The sequence below is a fragment of the Xanthomonas melonis genome, from assembly GCF_020783655.1.
GTDB classification, from domain to species: Bacteria; Pseudomonadota; Gammaproteobacteria; order Xanthomonadales; family Xanthomonadaceae; genus Xanthomonas; species Xanthomonas melonis.
Genome location: NZ_JAJGQH010000001.1, coordinates 230,786 through 254,511 on the forward strand (window position 1 = coordinate 230,786; position 23,726 = coordinate 254,511).

At 66.0% G+C, this 23,726-nt stretch carries 17 protein-coding genes and 5 tRNA genes; 11 read left to right on the forward strand and 11 right to left on the reverse strand.

Annotated elements, in window-relative coordinates:
- Positions 1-28: 28 nt before the first annotated feature.
- From phaE to LL964_RS01010, 4 genes are all read left to right on the forward strand, one after another.
- Positions 29-1,177 (forward strand): class III poly(R)-hydroxyalkanoic acid synthase subunit PhaE, encoded by a 1,149-nt coding sequence (gene phaE / locus LL964_RS00995; protein WP_104587030.1) that lies wholly within the window; start codon positions 29-31, stop codon positions 1,175-1,177.
- On the forward strand, positions 1,174-2,250 hold the full coding sequence (locus tag LL964_RS01000) for a class III poly(R)-hydroxyalkanoic acid synthase subunit PhaC (protein ID WP_104587031.1): 1,077 nt from the start codon (positions 1,174-1,176) through the stop codon (positions 2,248-2,250). Before phaE ends, LL964_RS01000 begins: the two co-directional genes overlap by 4 nt.
- 101 nt (positions 2,251-2,351) lie before the next feature.
- Positions 2,352-2,549, forward strand: a complete 198-nt coding sequence (locus LL964_RS01005; RefSeq protein ID WP_104587032.1) for a PspC domain-containing protein — start codon at positions 2,352-2,354, stop codon at positions 2,547-2,549.
- Entirely contained in the window at positions 2,519-3,004 is a 486-nt protein-coding gene (locus tag LL964_RS01010; protein ID WP_104587033.1) for a hypothetical protein, read from the forward strand. The genes LL964_RS01005 and LL964_RS01010 overlap by 31 nt, the downstream gene beginning before the upstream one ends.
- Positions 3,005-3,190: 186 nt before the next feature.
- Here the strand turns inward: LL964_RS01010 and LL964_RS01015 are convergent, their stop codons facing one another.
- Entirely contained in the window at positions 3,191-4,402 is a 1,212-nt protein-coding gene (locus tag LL964_RS01015) for an NAD(P)/FAD-dependent oxidoreductase (RefSeq protein ID WP_104587034.1), read from the reverse strand.
- A gap of 189 nt (positions 4,403-4,591) precedes the next feature.
- On the opposite strand from LL964_RS01015, the gene LL964_RS01020 reads away from it, so the two are divergent.
- A complete protein-coding gene (locus tag LL964_RS01020; protein WP_104587035.1) occupies positions 4,592-4,819 on the forward strand; it encodes a hypothetical protein in 228 nt (75 codons plus the stop codon).
- 103 nt (positions 4,820-4,922) lie between these two features.
- Positions 4,923-7,280 (forward strand): Tex family protein, encoded by a 2,358-nt coding sequence (locus tag LL964_RS01025; RefSeq protein ID WP_104587036.1) that lies wholly within the window; start codon positions 4,923-4,925, stop codon positions 7,278-7,280.
- 281 nt (positions 7,281-7,561) lie between these two features.
- Here LL964_RS01025 and LL964_RS01030 read toward each other — a convergent pair whose 3' ends face one another.
- Complete coding sequence (locus LL964_RS01030) at positions 7,562-11,317, reverse strand: PAS domain S-box protein (RefSeq protein ID WP_208621420.1); 3,756 nt, start codon at positions 11,315-11,317, stop codon at positions 7,562-7,564.
- A 62-nt stretch (positions 11,318-11,379) separates the two neighbouring features.
- The gene (locus tag LL964_RS01035; RefSeq protein ID WP_146092357.1) at positions 11,380-11,760 is read right to left on the reverse strand and encodes a response regulator; all 381 of its coding nucleotides are present in this window, start codon (positions 11,758-11,760) and stop codon (positions 11,380-11,382) included.
- 139 nt (positions 11,761-11,899) lie between these two features.
- On the opposite strand from LL964_RS01035, the gene LL964_RS01040 reads away from it, so the two are divergent.
- A tRNA-Leu gene (locus LL964_RS01040) sits at positions 11,900-11,986 on the forward strand.
- A gap of 298 nt (positions 11,987-12,284) precedes the next feature.
- Entirely contained in the window at positions 12,285-12,461 is a 177-nt protein-coding gene (locus tag LL964_RS01045; protein WP_104587037.1) for a hypothetical protein, read from the forward strand.
- A 176-nt stretch (positions 12,462-12,637) separates the two neighbouring features.
- On the opposite strand, the gene LL964_RS01050 is transcribed toward LL964_RS01045, so the two are convergent.
- The 6 genes from LL964_RS01050 to LL964_RS01075 form a co-directional block, all read right to left on the reverse strand.
- Positions 12,638-12,713: transfer RNA gene (locus tag LL964_RS01050), tRNA-Glu, on the reverse strand.
- Positions 12,714-12,760: 47 nt separating this feature from the next.
- Positions 12,761-12,836, reverse strand: a tRNA-Ala gene (locus LL964_RS01055).
- Between the two features lie 541 nt (positions 12,837-13,377).
- Positions 13,378-13,453, reverse strand: a tRNA-Glu gene (locus tag LL964_RS01060).
- 47 nt (positions 13,454-13,500) lie between these two features.
- Positions 13,501-13,576, reverse strand: a tRNA-Ala gene (locus LL964_RS01065).
- 103 nt (positions 13,577-13,679) lie between these two features.
- Positions 13,680-14,141, reverse strand: a complete 462-nt coding sequence (locus LL964_RS01070) for a c-type cytochrome (protein ID WP_167395292.1) — start codon at positions 14,139-14,141, stop codon at positions 13,680-13,682.
- Between the two features lie 8 nt (positions 14,142-14,149).
- Entirely contained in the window at positions 14,150-14,560 is a 411-nt protein-coding gene (locus LL964_RS01075; RefSeq protein ID WP_104587039.1) for a c-type cytochrome, read from the reverse strand.
- A gap of 204 nt (positions 14,561-14,764) precedes the next feature.
- Between LL964_RS01075 and LL964_RS01080 the strand changes: the two genes are divergently transcribed.
- From LL964_RS01080 to LL964_RS01090, 3 genes are read left to right on the forward strand one after another with little or no spacing between them, the layout of a single operon-like run.
- Positions 14,765-15,898, forward strand: coding sequence for an efflux RND transporter periplasmic adaptor subunit (locus LL964_RS01080; protein WP_167395293.1), 1,134 nt, complete (start codon positions 14,765-14,767; stop codon positions 15,896-15,898).
- Positions 15,895-19,407: an efflux RND transporter permease subunit gene (locus LL964_RS01085; RefSeq protein WP_104587040.1), complete on the forward strand. Its 3,513-nt coding sequence runs from the start codon at positions 15,895-15,897 to the stop codon at positions 19,405-19,407. Before LL964_RS01080 ends, LL964_RS01085 begins: the two co-directional genes overlap by 4 nt.
- Positions 19,404-22,490, forward strand: a complete 3,087-nt coding sequence (locus LL964_RS01090; protein WP_104587041.1) for an efflux RND transporter permease subunit — start codon at positions 19,404-19,406, stop codon at positions 22,488-22,490. The genes LL964_RS01085 and LL964_RS01090 overlap by 4 nt, the downstream gene beginning before the upstream one ends.
- Before the next feature lie 196 nt (positions 22,491-22,686).
- Here LL964_RS01090 and LL964_RS01095 read toward each other — a convergent pair whose 3' ends face one another.
- Positions 22,687-23,004, reverse strand: coding sequence for a hypothetical protein (locus LL964_RS01095; protein ID WP_167395294.1), 318 nt, complete (start codon positions 23,002-23,004; stop codon positions 22,687-22,689).
- Between the two features lie 28 nt (positions 23,005-23,032).
- Entirely contained in the window at positions 23,033-23,692 is a 660-nt protein-coding gene (locus tag LL964_RS01100; protein ID WP_104587042.1) for a bifunctional 4-hydroxy-2-oxoglutarate aldolase/2-dehydro-3-deoxy-phosphogluconate aldolase, read from the reverse strand.
- Positions 23,693-23,726 lie beyond the last annotated feature (34 nt).

Sequence of the window (23,726 nt, forward strand, 5' to 3'; positions counted from 1 at the left end):
GCCGGACAGGCACACCAGCGAGGAGACGATGGCAAGCAGCGGTTCGGACAATGGCAATTTTCAGGACAAGGCGCGCCAGTACTGGGCGGCTTGGGCGGATGCCATGGGTCACGCTCAGGCCGGTCCCGCCGCCCGACAGCCGCCGCCCGCGTCAGCCGGCGAGGCCCCGCAGGACTGGCGCAAGGCGGTGGACTGGTGGTCGCAACTCTTGCCTGCCCAGGCCGCACCTCAGGCGCAGGAGGCCATCGACCGCTTCCGCAGCCAGGCCGGCGACTGGTTCGGCACCATGCAGCAGGTCGCCGCGCAGTTTGCCGGGCGCGACACCTCCGCCGACGAGGTCTCCGACGCCTGGCGACGTGCCGTGCAGGGGCAGGGCGAGCAACTGATGCAATGGACGCTGGGCTCGTTGCGTGGCGGCAGCCCTGGCGGCTTCGATCCCTGGTTGCAGGAGGCGGCGCAGACGCTGGGCAGGTGGCGACAGGAGAACGCGCCATGGCTGGAGATGCCCGCCTTCGGACTGAACCGCAATCATCACGCGCGCCTGCAGAAACTGGCGCGCGCGCAGCAGGAGTTCCAGGCCCAGTCGCAGGCCTACGCCGATCAGCTCAAGGCAGCCATCGAACAGGCGTTCGGGCGTTTCACCGGCAAGTTGAGCGAGCATGAGAGCAGCGGCAGCCAGCTCACCAGCGCGCGCGCCCTGTTCGACCTGTGGATCGAGGCGGCCGAGGAGTCCTATGCCGACATCGCGCTGTCGGAGCAGTTCCGCCAGGTGTACGGCGATTTTGCGAACGCGCATATGCGCTTGCGCGCGGCGCTGCAGGAAGAGGTGGAACAGCTCAGCGAGCGGTTCGGCATGCCGACGCGCTCGGAGATGGATGCGGCTCACCGACGCATCGCCGGACTGGAGCGGCTGGTGAGGCGAATGGTGCGCAGCGCCACCCCTGCGCCGGGCAGGCCGGGGGCGCCGGACGCACCCGCCGCTGCAGCGCCGGCCGCGCCATCGCCGTCTGGCGATAAAACGGCGCCCGCCGCGGCCGCCACACGCAGGCGCAGCGCCGCAGGCAAGCCGGTCGGCTCCGCTGCGGCAGCGCCGACGTCCACGCCGGCGGCCGGCAAGGCGCCGCGCGCAACGTCAGGCAAACCCGCCGCGAACAGACCGCGTGGAGCCAAGCCATGAAAGGCCCGCTTGGATTCAGTGCCGAAGACCTGATGCAGGAGACGCTGGCGCTGCAGCGCAAGCTGCGCGATGGGCTGAAGCTGCTCCCCGGCGTGGAGGACGTCGACTATGGCGTCACCGAACGCGAGGAGATCTGGCGCGACGGCAAGGTGGTGCTGTATCGCTTCGTCGGCGAACAGGCGCCGGTTTCCAGGACGCCGTTGCTGATCGTGTATGCGCTGGTCAACCGGCCCTACATGGTCGACCTGCAGGCCGATCGTTCCCTGGTCAAGGGGCTGCTGAGCCATGGTCAGGACGTGTATGTGCTGGACTGGGGCTACCCCGACCGCTCCGAGCGCTATCTCACGCTGGAAGATTATCTGCTGCGTTACATCGACGGTGCGGTGGACCACCTCAGGGCGCATGCCGAGGTGGATGCGCTCGACGTCCTTGGCATCTGCCAGGGCGGCACGTTCTCGCTGTGCTACGCGGCATTGCAGCCGCACAAGGTGCGCAACCTGATCACTATGGTGACTCCGGTGGACTTCCACACGCCCGACAACATGCTGTCCAACTGGGCGCGCATGGTCGACGTGGACCTGTTCGTCGACACCATGGGAAACGTGCCTGCGGATCTGATGAACGCCAGTTACCTGATGCTCAAGCCGTTCCGGCTCAATCTGCAGAAGTACGTCGGCCTGCTCGATATCCTCGACGACAAACAGGCGCTGGAAGATTTCCTGCGCATGGAGAAATGGATCTTCGATTCGCCGGATCTGGCGGGCGAGGCGTTTCGCGAGTTCGTGACCGCTTTCTACCAGCGTAATGGGCTGGTCACCGGGCAGGTGGTCATCGGCGGGCAGGCGGTGGATCTGCAGGCGGTCGACATGCCGGTGCTCAACATCTACGCCGAACACGACCACCTGGTGCCGCCGGATGCCTCGCGTGCCCTGCGTGGGTTGGTGGGGAGCAATGACTACAGCGAGCTGAGTTTTCGCGGCGGGCATATCGGCATCTATGTGTCCGGCCGCGCGCAGCGCGAAGTACCGGTCGCGATCCACCGCTGGCTGCAGGAACGCGACGGTAGCGATTGAACCGGGTGCGCGGCGGGTGGCGCGGGACGCGCGGCTACGCCATCACGGCACGCTGTCGTCTGGTTTTCTAGACTGTTCGCCACGTTTCAAGGAGTCCAGTCATGGCCGCTACCGGATTAACCCGTTCCCTCAACGACCGCATGATCGCCGGCGTCATCGGTGGCATCGCGCGTCGCATGGGTTGGAGCTCCACACTGCTGCGCGTGCTGTTCGTGGTGGTGTCGATCGCCTCGGCGGCGTTCCCGGGCATCCTGGTCTACCTGATCCTGTGGCTGCTGATTCCCAATCAGACCGATTGAGGCGGTCGCCGCACGGACCGGTCGCCTTGCTGGCGTTGGGCGCGGCGTGGACGCTGCCCAACACCGCACTCGGCCTGCTGGTCGGGGCCATCGGAGTCTGCTTCGGTGCTCGCCCGCGCTGGTCTCATCGGGAACTCGCCCTGGTGTTCGATGCCTGGCCCTGGGGGCCGGGCGGGGCGATGACGCTGGGGAACGTGATCCTGCTCAAGGGCGCGTCGCTGGATCTGCCGTGCAGCACCTACGCACATGCGGCCGGCCGCTGCGAGCATCCGCCGGTACGGCTGGGCGACCACGAACGTGCGCATGTCTACCAGTACATGCTGCTCGGGCCACTGTTCCTGCCGGTGTATCTGCTCTGTGGCGGGATCCATGTGCGCAACCCGTTGGAGCGTGCAGCCGACCTCTACGCGTTGCACGGGTATGGCTGGTGGCCATGGAGTCCGCGCCTCGGCTGAGGGATTGCGGAGCCACAAGGCCGTGCGACAGCGTCACGGCCGGCGTTCTGCCGATAGTCGATGCGTATGGCGCGAGCAGCGCGCTGCGCGCATAACTGGAAGCGCGCCGGGTAGACCGGGTGCCGAAGTCGCTCCAGCCACCGGCACCGCGCATCGTTTGCCGAGATGCGCGCAAGTCCACCGCGATCAGCGCAATCGTGCGAAGCCGAACAGCTCCGTCAGGGGGTGCGGTGCGCCTTCCAGCTGTGCACGCAGTAGGCCGGCGCCAATGGCGCTGTAGGTGATGCCGTTTCCACCGTAGGCCATGGCGAACGCCACGCGTGGGCCCAGTTCGGTGTGCGGGCCGAAAAACGGCAACCCGTCGGCGGTCTCCGCAAAAGTGCCGGCCCACGAGAAGACCGGGCGCAGGCTGACGTCCGGCATGGTCTTGTCGATCTTCCGCAGCAGGGTTTTCAGCTTGCCCTGCACGCGCGCGTCGCGACGCGCCGGGATGTCCACGCTGTCGTCCTCGCCGCCAGCGACCACGCGGCCATCCGGGGTGCTGCGCATATAGAGATAGGGCCGTGCGGTCTCCCACATCATGGTGTGCTTGAGTGCGCCCATCTCGCTGTCGTGCAGCGGGTCGGTGACGAAGGCGTAGCTGCTGCGATTGCGCGCCACCCGCTGCGACAGCCAGCGCTGGTTGCCGTAGCCGGCCGCCATGATCACGTGCCGGGCGCGCACGCCAACGTCATCGGCGGTGCGCACCTCCACGTGTTGTCCCTGCGGCACGATGGAAGCGATGGTGCTGCGGTCGAAGATGCGTGCGCCGTATTGCTCGCACTCGGCGAACAGCCGATAGCACAGTCGATAGGGATCGACGCTGGCAGCCAGGTGACTGAGGATCGCCCCGTCCGAGCGCACGCCATAGTCATGCCACAACGAAGCGCGCTCGATCCATTCCACCGGAAGCCGTTGCGCCAGACGGGCGTCGAACTCGTTGCGCAGGTCGTTCACGTCGCGTGCCCGGCTGGCGTAATAGAGGCTGTCCTGGCGGGTGAAATCGCAGCCGCCGAGGCCGTCGCACAGGTCCTGCAGGTCCACGATGGCCTGCGCGCATGCGCCATAGGCCAGCGCGGCCGCCGGCAGACCGTGCTGCCTGGCCAGCTCGATCATCGGCGTGTCGATTTCGTATTGCAGCAGTGCGGTACTGGCCGAGGTGCTGCCCCAACCGATCTCGCGCTGCTCGATCACCAGCACCTCGTGTCCATGGCGTACCAGTTCATGCGCGATCAGCGCAGCGGTGACGCCGCCCCCGACGATCACGACCTCGCTGCTGGCGTCACACTCCAGGCGCGGGTACGCACGCATCAGTCCATTGCGGATCGACCAGAACGGATAGCCACTTTTGAGGTCCATGCGACGTCATGAATGCGGGTGGACCGCGATTGGACGGCCAAGCGGGGTGAAGCGGTCGTGATGCGATACCGGCCCGCGTTCCGTCACCAAACCGCAAACAGGCGGCGTTAACGTGCGTGGAAAGCTCCTCACAGCGCGCTGGGTATGCTCGCGTCCCAAACGTAGCAACTGCAACAAAGAAGGTGTGGTATGTCGATTGTCCTGTACGTCGGTGGCAGCAAAGATGGCGATAAGGGCGTGGTGCCTTACGGTTTCAGCAAGTCGCGTGCGATGACCGATGCTGGCCCCGAGGTCTATGTGGAACGCATGGTGCCGCTGAAGAACCTTGGCCGGGTGCGAGTGATGGCGCTCGAATCGCTGCACGAAAGCATCCTGGTCGAACGCGCGGCCACCCATTACGCCCATCGCGCCAGCTGAGCGCGACCGCACCGGTTTGCCGCGGCGCTGTCAACGGGTTTCCGCGGCGGGCCTGCGCTGCGAAAATGCGTTTTTTCAGTGAAGCGGTTCACTCCGCGCCGTCATGCACGATAGCCAGCTCGCTCAGCAGATTGCCCGCACCATCGCCGATGAGATCGGTGCCCAGCCCGCGCAGGCGCGCGCTGCCATCGCCTTGCTCGATGAGGGCGCCAGCGTCCCGTTCATCGCCCGCTACCGCAAGGAAGTCACTGGCGGCCTGGACGATACCCAGTTGCGCAACCTGGAAACGCGCCTGACCTACCTGCGCGAGCTGGAAGACCGTCGCGCGGCCATCCTGGCCAGCATCGACGAACAGGGCAAGCTCAGCGACGTTCTACGCAACGAGATCGCCGCCGCCGACACCAAGTCGCGCCTGGAAGACCTGTATCTGCCTTACAAGCCCAAGCGGCGCACGCGCGCGCAGATTGCGCGTGAAGCCGGATTGGAGCCGCTGGCCGATGGACTGCTGGCCGATCCGAGCCAGACCCCCGAGGCGGCCGCTGCCGCGTTCGTCGACGCCGACAAGGGCGTGGCCGACGTCAAGGCCGCGCTGGAAGGTGCCCGCGCCATCCTGATGGAGCGCTGGGGCGAGGACGCCGCCCTGGTCGGCGAGCTGCGCAGCTGGTTGAGCGACAACGGCGTCATCCGCGCGCGCGTTGCCGAGGGCAAGGAGGAGGCCGGTGCGAAATACCGGGATTACTTCGATCATGCCGAGTCGCTGGCGAAAATCCCCTCGCACCGCCTGCTGGCGTTGTTCCGCGCGCGGCGCGAGGAGTTTCTGCACCTGGACCTGGACCCGGGCACCGACGCAGAAGCCGGGCATCAGTACGCCGAAGGCCGCGTGGCCCGCAACGCCGGCATTTCCAACGCTGGCCGCCCGGCCGATCGCTGGTTGCTGGACGCCTGCCGGCTGACCTGGCGCGCCAAGCTGCACATGCACCTGCTGCTGGACCTGTTCAATCAGGCGCGCGAAAAGGCCGAGGCCGAAGCGATCGCCGTGTTCGGCGACAACCTCAAGGATCTGATGCTGGCCGCCCCGGCCGGCCCGCGCGTGGTGTTGGGGCTGGATCCGGGCATCCGCACCGGCTGCAAGATCGCCGTGGTCGATGCCACCGGCAAGCTGGTGGCCACCGAGACGATCTACCCGCACGAGCCCAAGCGGCAGTGGGATCAATCGCTGCAGACGATCAGGAAGCTGTGCATGCAGCACAACGTGGAGCTGATCGCGATCGGCAACGGCACCGCCAGCCGCGAGACCGACAAGTTGGCCGGCGAAGCGATCGCGCTCTGCGACGGCGCCAAGCTGCAGAAGATCGTGGTCAGCGAGGCGGGCGCGTCGGTGTACTCGGCGTCCGAATTCGCCGCCAAGGAATTCCCCAACCTGGATGTGTCGTTGCGCGGCGCGGTATCGATCGCGCGGCGATTGCAGGACCCGCTGGCCGAACTGGTCAAGATCGAGCCCAAGGCGATCGGTGTGGGTCAGTACCAGCACGACGTGGATCAGTACCGCCTGGCCAAGGCGCTGGACGCGCGCGTGGAAGATTGCGTCAACGCGGTGGGCGTGTACGTCAACACCGCCTCGGCGGCGCTGTTGTCGCGCGTCTCCGGCCTGTCCAGCACCGTGGCCGAAAACATCGTGCGCCACCGCGACGACAATGGCCCGTTCAAGCGCCGCAAGGACCTGCTCAAGGTGCCACGCCTGGGCGACAAGACCTTCGAACAATGCGCAGGCTTCCTGCGTATCGCCGATGGCGAGGAGCCGCTGGACGTGTCTGCGGTGCATCCGGAGGCGTATCCGGTGGTCGAGCGCATCGTGGCCAACACCGGCAAACCGATCAAGGCCTTGCTGGGCGATGGCGGCTTCCTGCGCGGACTCAAGCCGGAGCTGTTCACCGACGAACAGTTCGGTGTGCCGACCGTGCGCGACATCCTCAAGGAGCTGGAGAAGCCCGGCCGCGATCCGCGCCCCGAGTTCAAGGCCGCGCAGTTCGCGGAGGGGATCGAAGACATCAAGCACCTCAAGCCGGGCATGATCCTGGAAGGCGTGGTCAGCAACGTCGCCGCATTCGGCGCGTTCGTCGACATCGGCGTGCATCAGGATGGGTTGGTGCATATCTCCGCGCTGTCGGACACCTTCGTCAAGGATCCGCGCGATGTGGTCAAGGCCGGCGATATCGTCAAGGTCAAGGTGCTGGAAGTGGATGTCGCGCGCAAGCGCATCGCCTTGACCCGTCGCCTGTCCGACACGCCGCCGGCCGATGCCGCCACCCAACCGCGCGATGCGCGCGGCAGCGGTGGGCCGGGGCAGGGACGTCGCGACGGTGGTACTCGTGCTGCCGCCGGCAGCAACAAGCCGCGCACCAGCGCTCCGCCGGCGGACAATGCATTGGCTGCCGCGTTCGCCCGCGCCAAGCGGAGTTGAGGCGATCCGCTCCGGCGGCATCGCCGGGGCGGTTTGCGTATCGCGGTAATGCCCAGCGCGTGCGCGAACATCCGCGCGCTGGCCGCGGAGGCGGCAGCGCACCGCCGCAAGCGCCGTGAGCCACCGGTCGCAGCGCCGCTGCGGCCGGTAAGGCTGCAGGTCATCGCCTGTCGGCCTGCTTCAGCAATCGCGGGCGATTGCATGCAATGCAGGCAGGCCGTACGCACCGGGCGGCGCGTGGCACTGGGCGCCTGGCCTGGCCTGGCTGGGTGTGCGCCGATTTAGGATCGTTCGGGAAGCGCGCGTACCGGAGCCAGCAAGCGTTCGATCAGATCGACCAGGCCGGGCGGTTCGACCGGCTTGCCCATATGCGCATCGAAACCGGCGACCACGGCACGGTCGCGATCCTCGTCGCGCACGTAGGCGGTGAGCGCGATCGCCGGCAGATGCCGGTGCGGCCGCGCGCGATCGCTGCGCAAGGCGCGGATCAGATCGTAGCCATCGCGATGCGGCATGGCGATGTCGCTGACCAGGACGTCGAACGAGGCTTCGGCCAGATGGCGTTCGGCGAGGTCGACCGAACCTGCCGCCTGCACCTGGGCGCCGGCCTGCTGCAGGAAGTGCAGCACTGCCTCGCGCGAATCCTGGTCGTCGTCCACCAGCAGGACGCGCACGCCCTTCAGACGGTCGTGGCAGTCCGTCGATGGCGGGCCCGGCGGAGCCGGAGGCGGGCGCAGCGCGGTGACGCCGTGCTGGAACGGCAATACGACGGTGAACGTTGCGCCCTGACCTTCGCCTGCACTGAACGCACCCAGGCTGCCGCCATGCAGGTCCACCAATTGCCGCGAGATCGACAAGCCCAGTCCCAGCCCGCCAGCGCGGCGCGTCGTGCCGGCATCGGCCTGTCGAAAGCGGTCGAACACATGCGGCAGAAAGTCGGGCGCGATGCCGATACCGGTATCGTGCACGCATAGCCGCACGCGGCCGTCTTCGGCATCGAGCGTCACCCGCACCGATCCGCCCGCAGCGGTGAACTTGAGTGCATTGCTGAGCAGGTTGGTCAGCACCTGTTGCAGGCGTCCGGCATCGCCGAAGAACCACAGTTCGCAACCGGCCGGTGCATCGAGCTCCAGCGCGATCTCGCGCGCCAGCGCTGCCGGCTGCATCAGTTCCACCGCGCTGCGCGCCAGCCCGGCGATGTCGAAATGTTCGGCGTGCAGGCGGAGCTTGCCCGAAAGGATGGCGCTCATGTCCAGCAGATCGTCGATGATCTGGGTCTGCCCACGCGCACTGCGTTCGATGATGGCCAGCCCCTTGCTCAGGTTGCCCGGTTCCATTTGCTGGGAGCGCATCAGCCGCGACCATCCCAGGATGGCGTTGAGCGGCGTGCGCAGCTCGTGGCTGAGGGTGGCCAGAAACTCGTCCTTGACCCGATTGGCATGCTCGGCCTGATTGCGGGCGGCAGTCTCCGCCCGTAGTGACTGTTTGAGCCTGGCATCCACGCGGGCGCGCTCGATCACGATGCCGGCCAGGTGCGATGCCGAGCGGGCCATGGTCTGCTCCCGCAGCGAGGCCAGGTGAGGGCGGTCGTAATAGATGTTGAGGGTTCCCAGCACCTGGCCGTTGCTGGACAGGATCGGGGTCACACAGCATGCGGCGATGCCCAGCGTCGCGGAGATCGCGCGATGACGGTTGAAACCGGGCTCGCTCTGGATATCGGCGCAGATGACTTGCCGGCCCAGGTGCGCCGAACGCGCACAGGGCGGCCCGTCCGCCGCGATCGGTACGGCCTCGAACGGGCCAGGATGATCGAGCGGAAAATGCGCGGCCGATCCGAAACTCAGGGTATGCCGAACCTCGTCGCGCACCATCACCGAGCAGTACAGCGGAATCTCTCCACGTGCCTCCACGCTCAACGCGATGGCATCCAGCACCACCTTCAGCGGTGCGCCGGTGGTGATCAGGCTCAGGATCGCGCGATCGGAGGCGGTGGCATCTTCGATATGTTTGCGTTCGGAGATGTCGGTGAGCGAACCGATGTGCCCCAGGAACCGCCCATCGCTGGCGAAGTGGGGCGAGGCGGTGTCGATGCACCACCGATACTGCCCGTCATGCCGGCGTACCCGGTATTCGGCGACGAATTCGCCGCGTCGCTCCAGCGCCTGGGCGAATGCCTGCCGCACCCGCGTCGCGTCATCGGGGTGCATCACGTCCCACCAGCCCTGATCCAGCGCCTGATCCTCGCCCTGACCGGTGAAGTGGTACCAGCGCGGGTTCCAGTACACGCAATCGCCCTGCGCGTCGGCCATCCAGATCATCGCCGGCACGGTCTCGCAGAGCGCGCGGAAGCGGATCTCGCTTTCGCGCAATTGCTGCTCGAAGGCGCGACGGTCGTGGATATCGGTGTAGGTGCCGATCCATTCGCTGATGGCGCCGTCATCGCCGCGGACCGGCAATGCACGTGCCAGATGCCAGCGCGCCCGACCGTCCTGGCCGCGCAGCTCGCATTCGACTTCATAGGCGCGCTCGCATACCAGTGCCTGCTGCCATGTCTGCACCGACAGTCGCAGCCCGTCGACGGTATGCGCCTGTTGCCATGCGTCGGCTTCGCTGGTGGTCGGATCCTGCCCCGTGTAGTCGTACCAGCGCTGATTGAAGTATTGGGGCTGCCCATCCGGGCCGGCGATGAAGATGATCTGTGGCAGTGTGTCCGCCAGGCGGCGCAGGCGCGCCTCGTTGGCGGCCAGTTGCTGCTGCGCCCTGGCGCGTTGCATCGACTCCCAGCACCGCGCCGCGACCAGTCTTACCAATTCGATCTCGGTGGATAGCCAGCGCCGTGGAGCGCGCTGGTGGACGCCGATCGCCGCCACCAGTCGCCCGTGCTTGTGCAGCGGAATTGCCAACGACGCACGCAGGCCAGAGCGCCGATACTGTTCAACCACATAAGCCGGTGCCCCCGGCGCCATCGCGTCGGTGGTGGACCAGGGGCGGTTTTCCAGCAGGGCATCGCGCAGGCCGCGCGCCGCCTCCAGCGGAAAGTCGCCCTGCAGGCTCGGCATGTCCTGGACGTGGTCGCTGATCACATGCATGGTGCTGCCGTCGGCGGCGGCCAGTCCGAACGCGCAACGGTTGGCCTGCAGATGCTCACCCAGCAGGCGCACGCTGGTGTCGATGATGTGGCGCGGGTCGGAGACGTGCTGCAGCGCATCTTCGAGCGTCAGCAGGAAACTGTCGCGACTTTCGACCCGCCGCTGCGCAGTGACGTCGAAGCCATGGACGAGGATCGCATCGATCCGGCCATCGCTGTCGCGCATCGGCTGGTAGAGGAAATCCACCAGCGTCTCTTCGAGCCCGTTGCCGGGCGTGCGCTGCAGATAGGCTTTCATCGCCTCGCCGATGAAGGGTTGCCCGCTACGCCGCACCTCGTCGAGCAGATCCAGGTAACCCTGCCCGAGGATCTCCGGCATTGCCTCCAGCAAGGGGCGGCCCAGCAGTACTCGCTCGCCGACCAGATCGTGGAAGCGCTGGTTGACACTTTCGATGACGTAGTCTGGTCCGCGCAGCACCGCCATGAATGCAGGCGATTGCTCCAGCGCCTGCGAGGTGGCGCCTGCGTTGATGTCCACCTGCGGGTGGCTGCCGTCGGCCGTCGCGCAAGCCACATAGAGCGCACCCACCTGTTTGTCGCCCTCCATCACCGGGCTGCGCGACCAGCGCGACAGGTCCAGCGGGGCGCTTGGGCTGCCGTGCCGACCATCGGCGGCAATGTCGGACAGTTGTGTGAGTGGCTGCCCGAATGCGGCAGGGTGCCGCGGGCCCAGCAGCGCGATACAGGCATCGTTATAGATGCAGCGCGCGTCGTCGCCCCACACCAGCAGCATCGGATGTCGCGCATGCAGGCAAAGCGACACCGTGGTGCGCAATGCGGCCGTCTCGTGCAGCGATGCATCGACGCCGTTGCCAGCCGCCGTCAACAAGCCTGCTGTTTCGCTCGCCTGGGGCAATAGCCCTGCAAACGGCGTCACGGCCATTTCCATCCGTCGGCCCGCCCGTGATTCTTCGATGCACGGATTCTAGTGGCAACCCGACACTGGCGTGCTCAATCGTCGGTGTCGCCCGATTGCCGCGCCCGCGACAAGGCACCGACCAACTCTTCGGAGAGATAGGGTTTGGTGAGGATGACGCCGCGTTCGAAACCGCTGGGAATGCTGTCGCTGGCCACTCCTGTGGCCAGCACGAAGGGAATGCCCCGCTCGGCCAGCAGGCGCGCGACCGGCTGGCTGGTTTCGCCATTGCCCAAGCGGTAATCCAGCACCGCGATGTCGGGCGTGTCGGTCTGGATGAGCTGCATGGCAGCTTCAACCTGGCCGACCGGTCCGAGAACGACCGCGCCTGCATGGACGAGCTGCAGATCGAGCAGCATGGCATTCATGTCGTCGTTTTCGACCACGAGTACCCGAACTCCATGCAACACCGACATTGCTGACTCCTTCACCGAAGTCGGCCAGTATATCGGGGCAGGTAGGTCGCAGCGCTGCCGACGTCGCTTGCAGCTGAATTCGTCAGGCGCGTGTTGACACTGTTCGTTTCATTCGTGAGTCGCTATACTGCGCGGCCACGCCGAAGTGGCGGAATCGGTAGACGCAGCGGACTCAAAATCCGCCGCCCTTAAAAGCGTGTGGGTTCGAGTCCCACCTTCGGCACCAATGACTTACGGCAGCTTCGGCTGCCGTAATCATTTCCGCAATCTGGACGGCCTTTCCGCAATCCGCGCAGCGTCTGCAGTAGCGGGAAATGAAGACGCCTGCGCGCTGTACTCGAGTGCGAGATGTGCCCGGCTGCCCGCACCCTGGTCGGTAAGCGGCGCTGGTCGCGCAACGGCAGTGACGGTCTGCCGTGACTCAATCGCATCGCCATCGCTTGCGGGCCGGATGACGCTGCAGGCACGTCGCCATCACGGCCGGTGCGTACCTTGAAGATCTCCCCTTCGAGCCGGTAGCCGCCATGAACGTCGATGCTTCACAACAACTGCGCATTCTCCGCGACATCCACGACACCAAACCGGTATCGGACGAAGAAGCCAACTGGGCGGTGCGTGCAGGCTACGCCGCGCAGGCCGAGGATGGCGACATCGATCTAACGCACGAAGGTCGCAAGGCATTGGATGAAGGTCGGGCGTGATGGCTCGATGGCTTGCGCGGACGGACACATCATCGTTCGCAGTCGCCTGCCAGCGCTCGGTGCCGCACCCTGGGTTCGTAGGCGGGCAGGTCGCGCGTTGCAGGTAGAGTGCAGCGGCAGAGCGTCCGCAACCCATGGATAAAAAAAGCCCCGGCATTGCCGGGGCTTTGGATGATTGGCGTCCCCACGGGGATTCGAACCCCGGTGTCCACCGTGAAAGGGTGGTGTCCTAGGCCTCTAGACGATGGGGACGCGTATCAAAACCTCGTTGTCCAATCCAGACGGCCTAATGTCTGAAGTGGTGGAGCCAGGCGGGATCGAACCGCCGACCTCCTGCATGCCATGCAGGCGCTCTCCCAGCTGAGCTATGGCCCCGCGTTACTGCGAGCCGGCAATCATAGCGATGGTCTCGGCGTTTGGGAAGAGGGAGTTGCTAAAAATTTTCCTGACGTCCGTGCCGGTGGCCGCGACGGAGGTGATGCGCAGCGACTCCGCATCCGGAGACGGCGTCGTTGCGGGTTGGTGCGATCTGTGGCGCCCATGTGCGCTGGCCGGTAGGGATTGCGCATCCATTGGCGTGATCGCGGGTCTGCTTGCGTGCCCCGCGGGACCGCGACGATCCGGCTCGCGGAGGTTGGCGTCGCGATGCGGTCTGCACCGTCACCTCGTGTTCGTTGCCACCATCGTTGTCGTTGTCGCAATCGGACTGCAATGGCGTGAGATGTCGTGATCGCACGCGTCGCGCGCTGGCATCACGTGTCCCGGTGCAAGCGAGTACCGGGCGGTGTCGATCGCCACACGGATGGGCGAGCATCGATGCGCGGCGTGCGCTGATCCCGATCACCAACGGGTTGCAGGGCGGGGCCGAACGATCAAGCATAAAAAAAGCCCCGGCATTGCCGGGGCTTTGGATGATTGGCGTCCCCACGGGGATTCGAACCCCGGTGTCCACCGTGAAAGGGTGGTGTCCTAGGCCTCTAGACGATGGGGACGCGTATCAAAACCTCGTTGTCCAATCCAGACGGCCTAATGTCTGAAGTGGTGGAGCCAGGCGGGATCGAACCGCCGACCTCCTGCATGCCATGCAGGCGCTCTCCCAGCTGAGCTATGGCCCCACGAAACTGAGAACGAAATGATAGCGGCCTGTTAATGTTCGCGCAAGCGCTTTTTCATTCCGATTGAGACGGCGCGTCTGCGCCATCGCCACCGGTCGCCCGGCTATTTGACCCCGTGCAGATCACGCAGCTGCGTCGGGCGAGCGCCGAAGTAGGCGGCAAGATCGGCGATGTCCTGATCGCTCAACGCGGTGGCCTGTGCAGTCATCAACGGATGTTGACGATCGCCGCTGCGGTAGGCCTGCAAGGCATGCGCAAGATAGTCGCCGTATTGGCCGCCGAGTTTGGGATAGCTGGGATCGATCGGTGCGTTGCCATCGGCACCATGGCAATCCACGCAGCTCTGGCCGGTGGCCTTGCCCTTGGCGTGGGCGAGCTTGTCGCCGGCGTCGGCGCGGCCGGTCGGCAGGCCGGCAGAAGAGCTGGAGCCATGTTCGCCGCTGGCGTGGCCGGCATCGCCGGCCGAGTGATCGGTGGATTCGACTTGAGACTGGGAGCAGGCCGCCATCATCAGGGCAGCGACCAGGACGATGGCTAGACGCGGAGCGTACAGGGCGTTCGGCATGTGGGCGCTTATTTGAGGGTGGACAGGAAGGCGGAGATGTCGGCGATGTCCTGCTCGGAGAAACTCTGCGCCTGCGCCTGCATGGTCGGATGCTTGCGCTTGCCCTGGCGGTATTCGGTCAAGGCCTGGGTCAGATACTGGCTGGACTGTCCGCCAATCTTGGGCACGCGATAACTGGGGTAGGCGTTCTTGTAGCCGGTGACGCCGTGGCAGCCCTGGCAGGTATAAGCCAACAGGCGGCCGTTGGAGGGATTGCCAGTCGCCGCGGCAGGCGCCGCCGCGGCGGTGGCAGGCGCGGCCGCAGGGGCAGGCGTCGCCGGGGCCGGTGTCGCAGGCGTGACGGACGGTGTGGCTGATGCGCCCCCAAACGACAGGAAGACGACCAGAGCGAGACAAGCGGCGAGCGGCTGCGGGCGCATGGTTTCGTATCCGGAAGACTGATTGAGCGTCCGCACGTGGGGGCGTGTCGGAACCTGACCGAGTATGCCTGCGATTTGGCGCGGCGCAAACGGGGTGAATACGCGAACTTGAATGGACCATGACCTTTGGCGCATTGGCGACATGCGTGAACAGGTGGTCTACTTGCCTACAACACCTGTTCACGCATCCACTAGGACACGACGATGTCGCCAATGACCCTCTTGCCCCGCCGCAGCGGACCCTGCGCCGCGGCGTTGTTGATCACCACCAGCCTGCTGCTGGGCGGTTGCAAGGCTGGCGAGGGCCAGGCCAAGGCCTCGGATGAAAAGAAGGCCGTGGATGCCGTGCCGGTGGAAACCGCCAAGGCGGCACGCCGGGCGGTGGCTGCCAGCTATACCGGCACTGCGGCGCTGGAGCCGCGCGCTGAAGCGCAGGTGGTGGCCAAGACCTCCGGGGTGGCGTTGGCAGTGCTGGTGGAAGAGGGGCAGAAAGTGTCGGCCGGCCAGGCGCTGGTACGGCTGGATCCGGACCGCGCGCATCTGGCCGTGGCGCAAAGCGAAGCGCAATTGCGCAAGCTTGAGAACAGCTATCGCCGTGCCACCCAGTTGGTGGGGCAGCAACTGGTCAGCGCGGCCGATGTGGACCAGCTCAAGTTCGATGTCGAAAACAGCCGTGCGCAGCATCGGTTGGCATCGCTGGAGCTGTCCTACGCCACGGTGCAGGCTCCAATCTCCGGAGTGATCGCGTCGCGCTCGATCAAGACCGGTAACTTCGTCCAGATCAACACGCCGATCTTCCGCATCGTCGACAACTCGCAGCTGGAAGCCACGCTCAATGTGCCCGAGCGCGAACTGGCCACGCTCAAATCCGGCCAGCCGGTGACCTTGCTGGCCGATGCGCTGCCGGGCCAGCAGTTCGTGGGCAAGGTGGACCGTATCGCGCCGGTGGTGGACTCGGGCAGCGGCACGTTCCGGGTGGTGTGCGCCTTCGGCAAGGGGGGGGAGTCGCTGCAGCCGGGCATGTTCGGGCGCATCCGCATCGACTACGACCAGCGCAAGGACGCCTTGGTGATTCCACGCCTGGCCTTGCTCGACGATGGCGAGCCGGCGGTCTTCGTGGTGCGCAGTGGCAAGGCCAGCCGCGTGCCGGTGAAGCTGGGCTACGCCGAAGGGCCATGGCTGGAAGTGCGGCAAGGGTTGAAAGAGGGCGACCAGGTGGTGACCGCCGGCAAGGTCGCGCTGCGCGACGGCACCGCCGTGCAGGTGATCGGCCAGCCCGATCGCAAGCCGGTGGCCGCTGCCGCACCGGCCGTTGCACGTGACGGGTCGCAGGCATGAGCGAACACGGCAACCCGCACGATCCCGTGCACGACCCGCATGCGCCATCGCCCGGCGGCGGACTGGTCGCCTTCGCCACACGGCGGCGGGTGACCATCGCGATGATCACCGTGACCATGCTGCTGTTCGGCCTGATCGCACTGCGCAGCCTCAAGGTCAACCTGCTCCCCGATCTGAGCTACCCCACGCTGACCGTGCGCACCGAATACACCGGAGCCGCGCCGGCGGAAATCGAGACGCTGGTGACCGAGCCGGTGGAAGAAGCCGTTGGCGTGGTCAAGAACCTGCGCAAGCTCAAGTCGATCTCGCGCACCGGACAGAGCGACGTGGTGCTGGAATTCGCCTGGGGCACCAACATGGACCAGGCCAGCCTGGAGGTGCGCGACAAGATGGAAGCCTTGTCGCTGCCGCTGGAAACCAAGCCGCCGGTGTTGCTGCGCTTCAATCCGTCCACCGAGCCGATCATGCGGCTGGCACTGTCGCCCAAACAGGTGCCGGCCTCCGATGCCGATACGATCCGTCAGCTGACCGGGCTGCGCCGCTATGCCGACGAGGATCTGAAGAAGAAACTCGAGCCGGTGGCCGGCGTGGCGGCGGTCAAGGTGGGCGGCGGGCTGGAGGACGAGATCCAGGTCGATATCGACCAGCAGAAGCTCGCGCAGTTGAATCTGCCCATCGACAACGTGATCACCCGGCTCAAGGAAGAGAACGTCAATATTTCCGGCGGGCGGCTGGAGGAAGGCTCGCAGCGCTACCTGGTGCGTACGGTCAACCAGTTCGTGGATCTGGACGAGATCCGCAACATGCTGGTGACCACCCAGAGCAGCAGCGGCAGCGCCGCCGAAGCGGCCATGCAGCAGATGTATGCCATTGCGGCGTCCACCGGCTCGCAGGCGGCGCTGGCGGCGGCAGCGGAGGTGCAGAGCACCTCGTCGTCGTCCAGCAGCAGTATCGCCGGCGGCATGCCGGTGCGGCTGAAGGATGTGGCGCAGGTGCGCCAGGGCTACAAGGAACGCGAGGCGATCATCCGCCTGGGTGGCAAGGAAGCGGTGGAGCTTGCGATCTACAAGGAAGGCGATGCCAACACCGTGTCCACGGCCGCGGCGCTGCGCAAGCGCCTGGAGCAGCTCAAGGCGACGGTGCCGGGCGACGTGGAGATCACCACCATCGAAGATCAGTCGCACTTCATCGAGCATGCGATCAGCGACGTCAAGAAGGATGCGGTGATCGGCGGTGTGCTGGCGATCCTGATCATCTTCCTGTTCCTGCGCGATGGCTGGAGCACGTTCGTGATCAGCCTGTCGCTGCCGGTGTCGATCATCACCACGTTCTTTTTCATGGGGCAGCTGGGGCTGAGCCTCAACGTGATGTCGCTGGGCGGCCTGGCCTTGGCCACCGGTCTGGTGGTGGACGATTCGATCGTGGTGCTGGAAAGCATCGCCAAGGCGCGCGAGCGTGGTTTGAGCGTGCTGGATGCGGCCATTGCCGGCACCCGCGAGGTGAGCATGGCGGTGATGGCGTCCACGCTGACCACCATCGCGGTGTTCCTGCCGCTGGTGTTCGTCGAAGGCATCGCCGGGCAGTTGTTCCGCGACCAGGCGCTTACGGTGGCGATCGCCATCGCCATCTCGCTGGTCGTGTCGATGACGCTGATCCCGATGCTGAGTTCGCTCAAGGGCGCGCCACCGATGGCGTTCCCGGACGAGCCCAGCCATCCGCAATGGCAGCCCGAGCAGCGCTGGCTCAAGCCGGTGGCGGCCGGTCAGCGTGGTGCCGGGGCGAGTGTGCGCTATGCGTTCTTCGCTGCGGCCTGGACGACCGTGAAGCTGTGGCGCGGGCTGAGCAGGGTGGTGGGACCGGTGATGCGCAAGGCCAGCGACCTCGCAATGGCGCCGTATGGACGTGCCGAGCGTGGCTATCTTGCGATGTTGCCGGCCGCCTTGCGCCGGCCGTGGCTGGTGCTGGGGCTGGCAGCGTCGGCCTTCGCCGGCACGGTGTTGCTGGTGCCGATGCTGGGCGCGGACCTGATTCCGCAGCTGGCGCAGGATCGTTTCGAAATGACGGTGAAGCTGCCTTCCGGCACGCCGCTCGCGCAGACCGATGCGTTGGTGCGCGAGTTGCAGCTGGCGCACGACAAGGACCCGGGCATCGCTTCGCTCTATGGCGTGAGCGGGAGCGGAACGCGGCTGGACGCCAATCCCACCGAGAGCGGCGAGAACATCGGCAAGCTCACCGTGGTGATGGCCGGCGGTGGCAGCGCAGAAGTGGAAGCGGCAGCCACGCAACGGCTGCGCAGCAGCATGGTCGGACATCCCGGTACGCAGGTGGATTTCGCGCGGCCGGCGTTGTTCAGTTTTTCGACGCCGCTGGAAGTGGAACTGCGCGGGCAGGATCTGGGCGAGCTGGAGCAGGCCGGGCAGAAGCTGGCGGCGATGCTGCGCGCCAATGGCCACTATGCGGATGTGAAGTCCACGGTGGAGGAGGGCTTTCCGGAGATCCAGATCCGTTTCGATCAGGAGCGTGCCGGTGCGTTGGGGCTGACGACGCGCCAGATCGCCGACGTCATCGTCAAGAAGGTGCGCGGCGATGTCGCCACGCGCTACAGCTTCCGCGATCGCAAGATCGATGTGCTGGTGCGCGCACAGCACAGCGACCGCGCCAGTGTGGATGCGATCCGGCAGTTGATCGTCAATCCTGGCAGCAGCCGGCCGGTGCGCCTGGCGGCCGTGGCCGAGGTGGTGGCGACCACCGGCCCCAGCGAGATCCATCGCGCCGATCAGACGCGGGTGGCGATCGTGTCGGCCAGCCTGAAGGACATCGACCTGGGCGGTGCGGTGCGCGAAGTCGAATCGATGGTGCGCAACGATCCGTTGGCCGCTGGCGTGGGCATGCATATCGGCGGGCAGGGCGAGGAACTGGCGCAATCGGTGAAGTCGCTGTTGTTCGCGTTCGGGCTGGCGATCTTCCTGGTCTATCTGGTGATGGCATCGCAGTTCGAGTCGCTGCTGCATCCGTTCGTCATCCTGTTCACCATCCCGCTGGCCATGGTGGGGGCGGTGCTGGCGCTGTTGATGACCGGCAAGCCGATCTCGGTAGTGGTGTTCATCGGCCTGATCCTGCTGGTGGGGCTGGTGACCAAGAACGCGATCATCCTGATCGACAAGGTCAACCAGTTGCGCGAAGAGGGCGTGGCCAAGCGCGAGGCCCTGATCGAAGGCGCGCGCTCGCGTCTGCGGCCGATCATCATGACCACGCTGTGCACCCTGTTCGGCTTCCTGCCGCTGGCGGTGGCGATGGGCGAGGGTGCGGAGGTGCGTGCGCCGATGGCGATCACCGTGATCGGCGGGCTGCTGGTATCCACCCTGTTGACCTTGCTGGTGATTCCGGTGGTCTACGATCTGCTGGATCGTCGCGCGGACGCGTATTACCTGGAGCGCGGCCGGCGCATGGCGCGTCGGCAAGCGCGCGCGCAGGCGGAGGGCCACACCGATGGCCTGGAGGCGCTATGAGCGTTGCCGCCTTCAGCATCCGCCGTCCGGTCACCACCATCATGTGCTTCGTCTCGCTGGTGGTGGTGGGCTTGATCGCCGCGTTCCGGCTGCCGCTGGAAGCACTGCCGGACATCTCGGCGCCGTTCCTGTTCGTGCAGCTGCCGTATACAGGCTCCACCCCGGACGAGGTGGAGCGCAACCTGGTGCGGCCGGCCGAGGAGGCGCTGGCCACGATGACCGGCATCAAGCGCATGCGCTCGACCGCCACCGCTGATGGCGCCAATATCTTCATCGAATTCAGCGACTGGGATCGCGATATCGCCATTGCCGCGTCGGACGCGCGCGAGCGTCTGGATGCCATTCGCGACGATCTGCCCGACGATCTGCAGCGCTTCCATATCTTCAAGTGGTCCAGCAGCGACGAACCGGTACTCAAGGTGCGCCTGGCCAGCCAGACCGATCTGACCGGCGCGTACGACATGCTCGACCGCGAGTTCAAGCGGCGCATCGAGCGCATCCCGGGCGTGGCCAAGGTGGAGATTTCCGGTGCGCCGCCCAACGAGGTAGAGATCGCGATCGCGCCGGACCGGCTTACCGCGCACGATCTCAGCCTCAACGAGCTGAGCGAGCGCCTGGGCAAGCTCAACTTCTCCGTCTCGGCCGGCCAGATCGACGACAACGGCCAGCGCATCCGCGTGCAGCCGATCGGCGAGCTGCGCGACCTGCAGGAACTGCGCGAGCTCGTCCTCAACGCCAAGGGCCTGCGCCTGAGCGATATCGCCGAGGTACGCCTGAAGCCCACGCGCATGAACTACGGACGCCGGCTGGACGGGCGCCCGGCGATCGGTCTGGACATCTACAAGGAACGCAGCGCCAACCTGGTGGAAGTCTCGCGGTTGGCGCTCAGGGAGGTCGAAGACATCCGCGCCGAACCGGCCATGCGCGATGTGCAGATCAAGGTGATCGACAACCAGGGCAAGGCAGTGACCTCGTCGCTGGCCGAACTGGCCGAGGCAGGCGCGGTGGGCCTGTTGCTGTCGATCACGGTGTTGTTCTTCTTCCTGCGACACTGGCCGTCGACCTTGATGGTGACGCTGGCGATCCCGATCTGCTTTGCGATCACGCTGGGCTTCATGTACTTCGTCGGGGTCACGCTCAATATCCTGACCATGATGGGGCTGCTGCTGGCGGTGGGCATGCTGGTGGACAACGCCGTGGTGGTGGTGGAGAGCATCTACCAGGAACGCGAACGCATGCCCGGGCAGCCGCAGCTGGCGGCACTGCTGGGTACGCGCAGCGTGGCGATCGCGCTCAGCGCCGGCACCTTGTGCCACTGCATCGTGTTCGTGCCGAACCTGTTCGGCGAAACCAACAACATCTCCATCTTCATGGCGCAGATCGCGATCACCATCTCTGTGTCGCTGTTGGCCTCGTGGCTGGTGGCGATCAGCCTGATCCCGATGTTGTCGGCGCGCATGAAGACGCCGCCGATGGTGACGTCCGAGCGCGGCGTCATCGCCAGGCTGCAGCGGCGCTATGCACGCATCCTGGCGTGGACGCTGGCGCACCGTGGCTGGAGCGTGACCGGCATCATCCTGGTCAGCGCCATCAGCCTGGTACCGATGAAGCTGACCAAGGTCGACATGTTCGGCGGCGATGGAGGCAACGAGGCCTTCATCCAGTACCAGTGGAAAGGCTCGTACACGCGCGAGCAGCTGGGCGAAGAGATCGGCCGTGTGGAAAATTACCTCGAAGCCAATCGCGCCAAGTATCACATCACCCAGATCTATTCGTGGTTCAGTGAGGTGGAAGGCAGCAATACGGTGGTGACCTTCGACGCCAGCAGGGTGAAGGATCTGCCGCCGCTGCTGGAGAAGATTCGCAAGGAGCTGCCGCGCTCTGCGCGCGCCGACTACAGTATCGGCAATCAGGGCGATGGCGGTAACGGCAACCAGGGCGTGCAGGTGCAGCTGGTCGGCGATTCGACCGAGGCGCTCAAGGCACTGGCCGAGGATGTCGTTCCCCTGTTGGCGCAGCGCAAGGAGCTGCGCGATGTGCATGTGGACAACGGAGACCGCACCAGCGAGTTGGCGATTCGCGTCGATCGCGAGCGCGCTGCGGCGTTCGGCTTCAGTGCGGAACAGGTGGCCAGCTTCGTCGGCCTGGCGCTGCGCGGCACGCCGCTGCGCGAGTTCCGGCGGGGCGACAACGAAGTGCCGGTATGGGTGCGCTTCGCCGGCGCCGAACAGAGCAAGCCAGAAGACCTGGCGAGCTTCACCGTGCGCACCAAGGATGGCCGTAGCGTGCCGTTGCTGTCGCTGGTGAACGTGCAGATCCGGCCTGCCGCCACCCAGATCGGGCGCACCAACCGCCAGACCACGCTGACCATCAAGGCCAATCTGGCCGACAAGGTCACGGTGCCGGAGGCGCGCGCGGCGATGGAGAAGCCGCTCAAGGCGATGAGTTTCCCGGCCGGTTACAGCTATACCTTCGACGGCGGCGACTATCAGAACGACGGCGAGGCGATGGGCCAGATGGTGTTCAACCTGGTGATCGCACTGGTGATGATCTACGTGGTGATGGCGGCAGTGTTCGAATCGCTGCTGTTCCCGGCAGCCATCATGAGCGGGGTGTTGTTTTCGATCTTCGGGGTGTTCTGGCTGTTCTGGATCACCGGCACGTCGTTCGGCATCATGTCCTTCATCGGCATTCTGGTGCTGATGGGCGTGGTGGTGAACAACGGCATCGTGATGATCGAGCACATCAACAACCTGCGGCGGCGCGGCATGGGCCGTACGCAGGCACTGGTGGAAGGTTCGCGCGAGCGGTTGCGGCCGATCATGATGACGATGGGTACCGCCATCCTGGCGATGGTGCCGATCTCGTTAACGAGCACTACGATGTTCAGCGACGGCCCGCCGTACTTTCCGATGGCGCGTGCCATTGCCGGCGGCCTGGCCTTTTCGACCGTGGTGAGCCTGCTGTTCCTGCCGACGATCTACGCGATCCTCGACGACATGAGCAGCGGTGCTGCTGCGCTGGTGCGGCGCGCGCGGGGGCTGCCGAAGGCGGTGCCGTCGAGCGCTGCGTTGGAGTCCTGAGCAACGCACCTAGCGGGACTCGACAACGTCACGCACATCTCAAGCCCTTCTCCCCTGGGGGCGAGAAGGCACAGCGTCCGCGCCACTGGCGCGCGTGCCTTGGAGCACCCGCCGTTAGCGCGGCCCGGGGCGCGGAGCGGGGTTGGGGTGAGGGTACGGTGTCTGCGGCTGGTACAAGGACCGAAGCACCTGCCTGTCAGCCAATGGCTTCGGCGAGCGGCGGCAGCGCGGCCGGGCATCGGCTCTTCGGCGCGGCAGACATCCTGTCTGACGCGCCGTCGCGGCACATCCCTGTGCCGCTCTCCGCCAATCCCCGGCCACGCTGCCGCTTCGGTTTGTCATCGCCATCGCTTCTAACAACAGTCGCGTAGCCAGCGACGCTTTGAAGGATCTTTGTCAGCTTTGCAATCGAGAGTTGGAGCGGCAACTCCCACGCATCAGCACTTGGTGTCCAAACCTTGTTGAAAGAATCAACACGTCCTTTCTGACGAGCACATCCAACCACATAGGTCATCAGGTCGCCGACCAAAGCGCCCAGCACATCAGCCCGCCCGCACCTGCCGCACGATCGCCGCCGCCTTGGCCGAGCTTTCCTTGACCTTGTCCCACTGACCCTGGGCCAGCCAATCCTTGGGCACCATCCACGAACCGCCGATGCAGACCACATTCGGCTGCGACAGGAACTCGGCGGCATTGGCTTCGCTGATGCCACCGGTGGGGCAGAGCTTGAGTTCGGACAGCGGGCCGGCCAGGCCCTTGAGCATCTGCAGGCCGCCCACGGCAGTGGCCGGGAACAGCTTGCATACGCGGAAACCCAGCCCCATCAGGGTGAGCAGCTCGGTCGGCGTGGCGGCGCCGGGCACGGCCGGAATCGGCGCATCGGCCAGCAGGCGCGCCAGCGGGGCGGGCGTGCCGGGAGTGACCAGGAAGTCCGCACCTGCATCCACCGACTGGCGCAGCTGCAATTCGCTCAGCACCGTGCCCGCACCGATCACGATGTTGGGCAATTCACGCTTGAGCATGGCCAGCGCATCGATCGCCACCGGCGTGCGCAAGGTCAGCTCGATGGCGGGAAGGCCGCCTTCCAGTAGCGCGTCGGCGACGCGACGTGCCTGGTCCAGCGTGTCGACGGTGACCACCGGCAGGATGCCGGCGTCGCGCAGCAGCTGTTCGGCGGTGTTCTGGGTCTGGGCAATCGTCATTGCAGCTCCATTAGACGGCGGCCGCCGAAGCGGC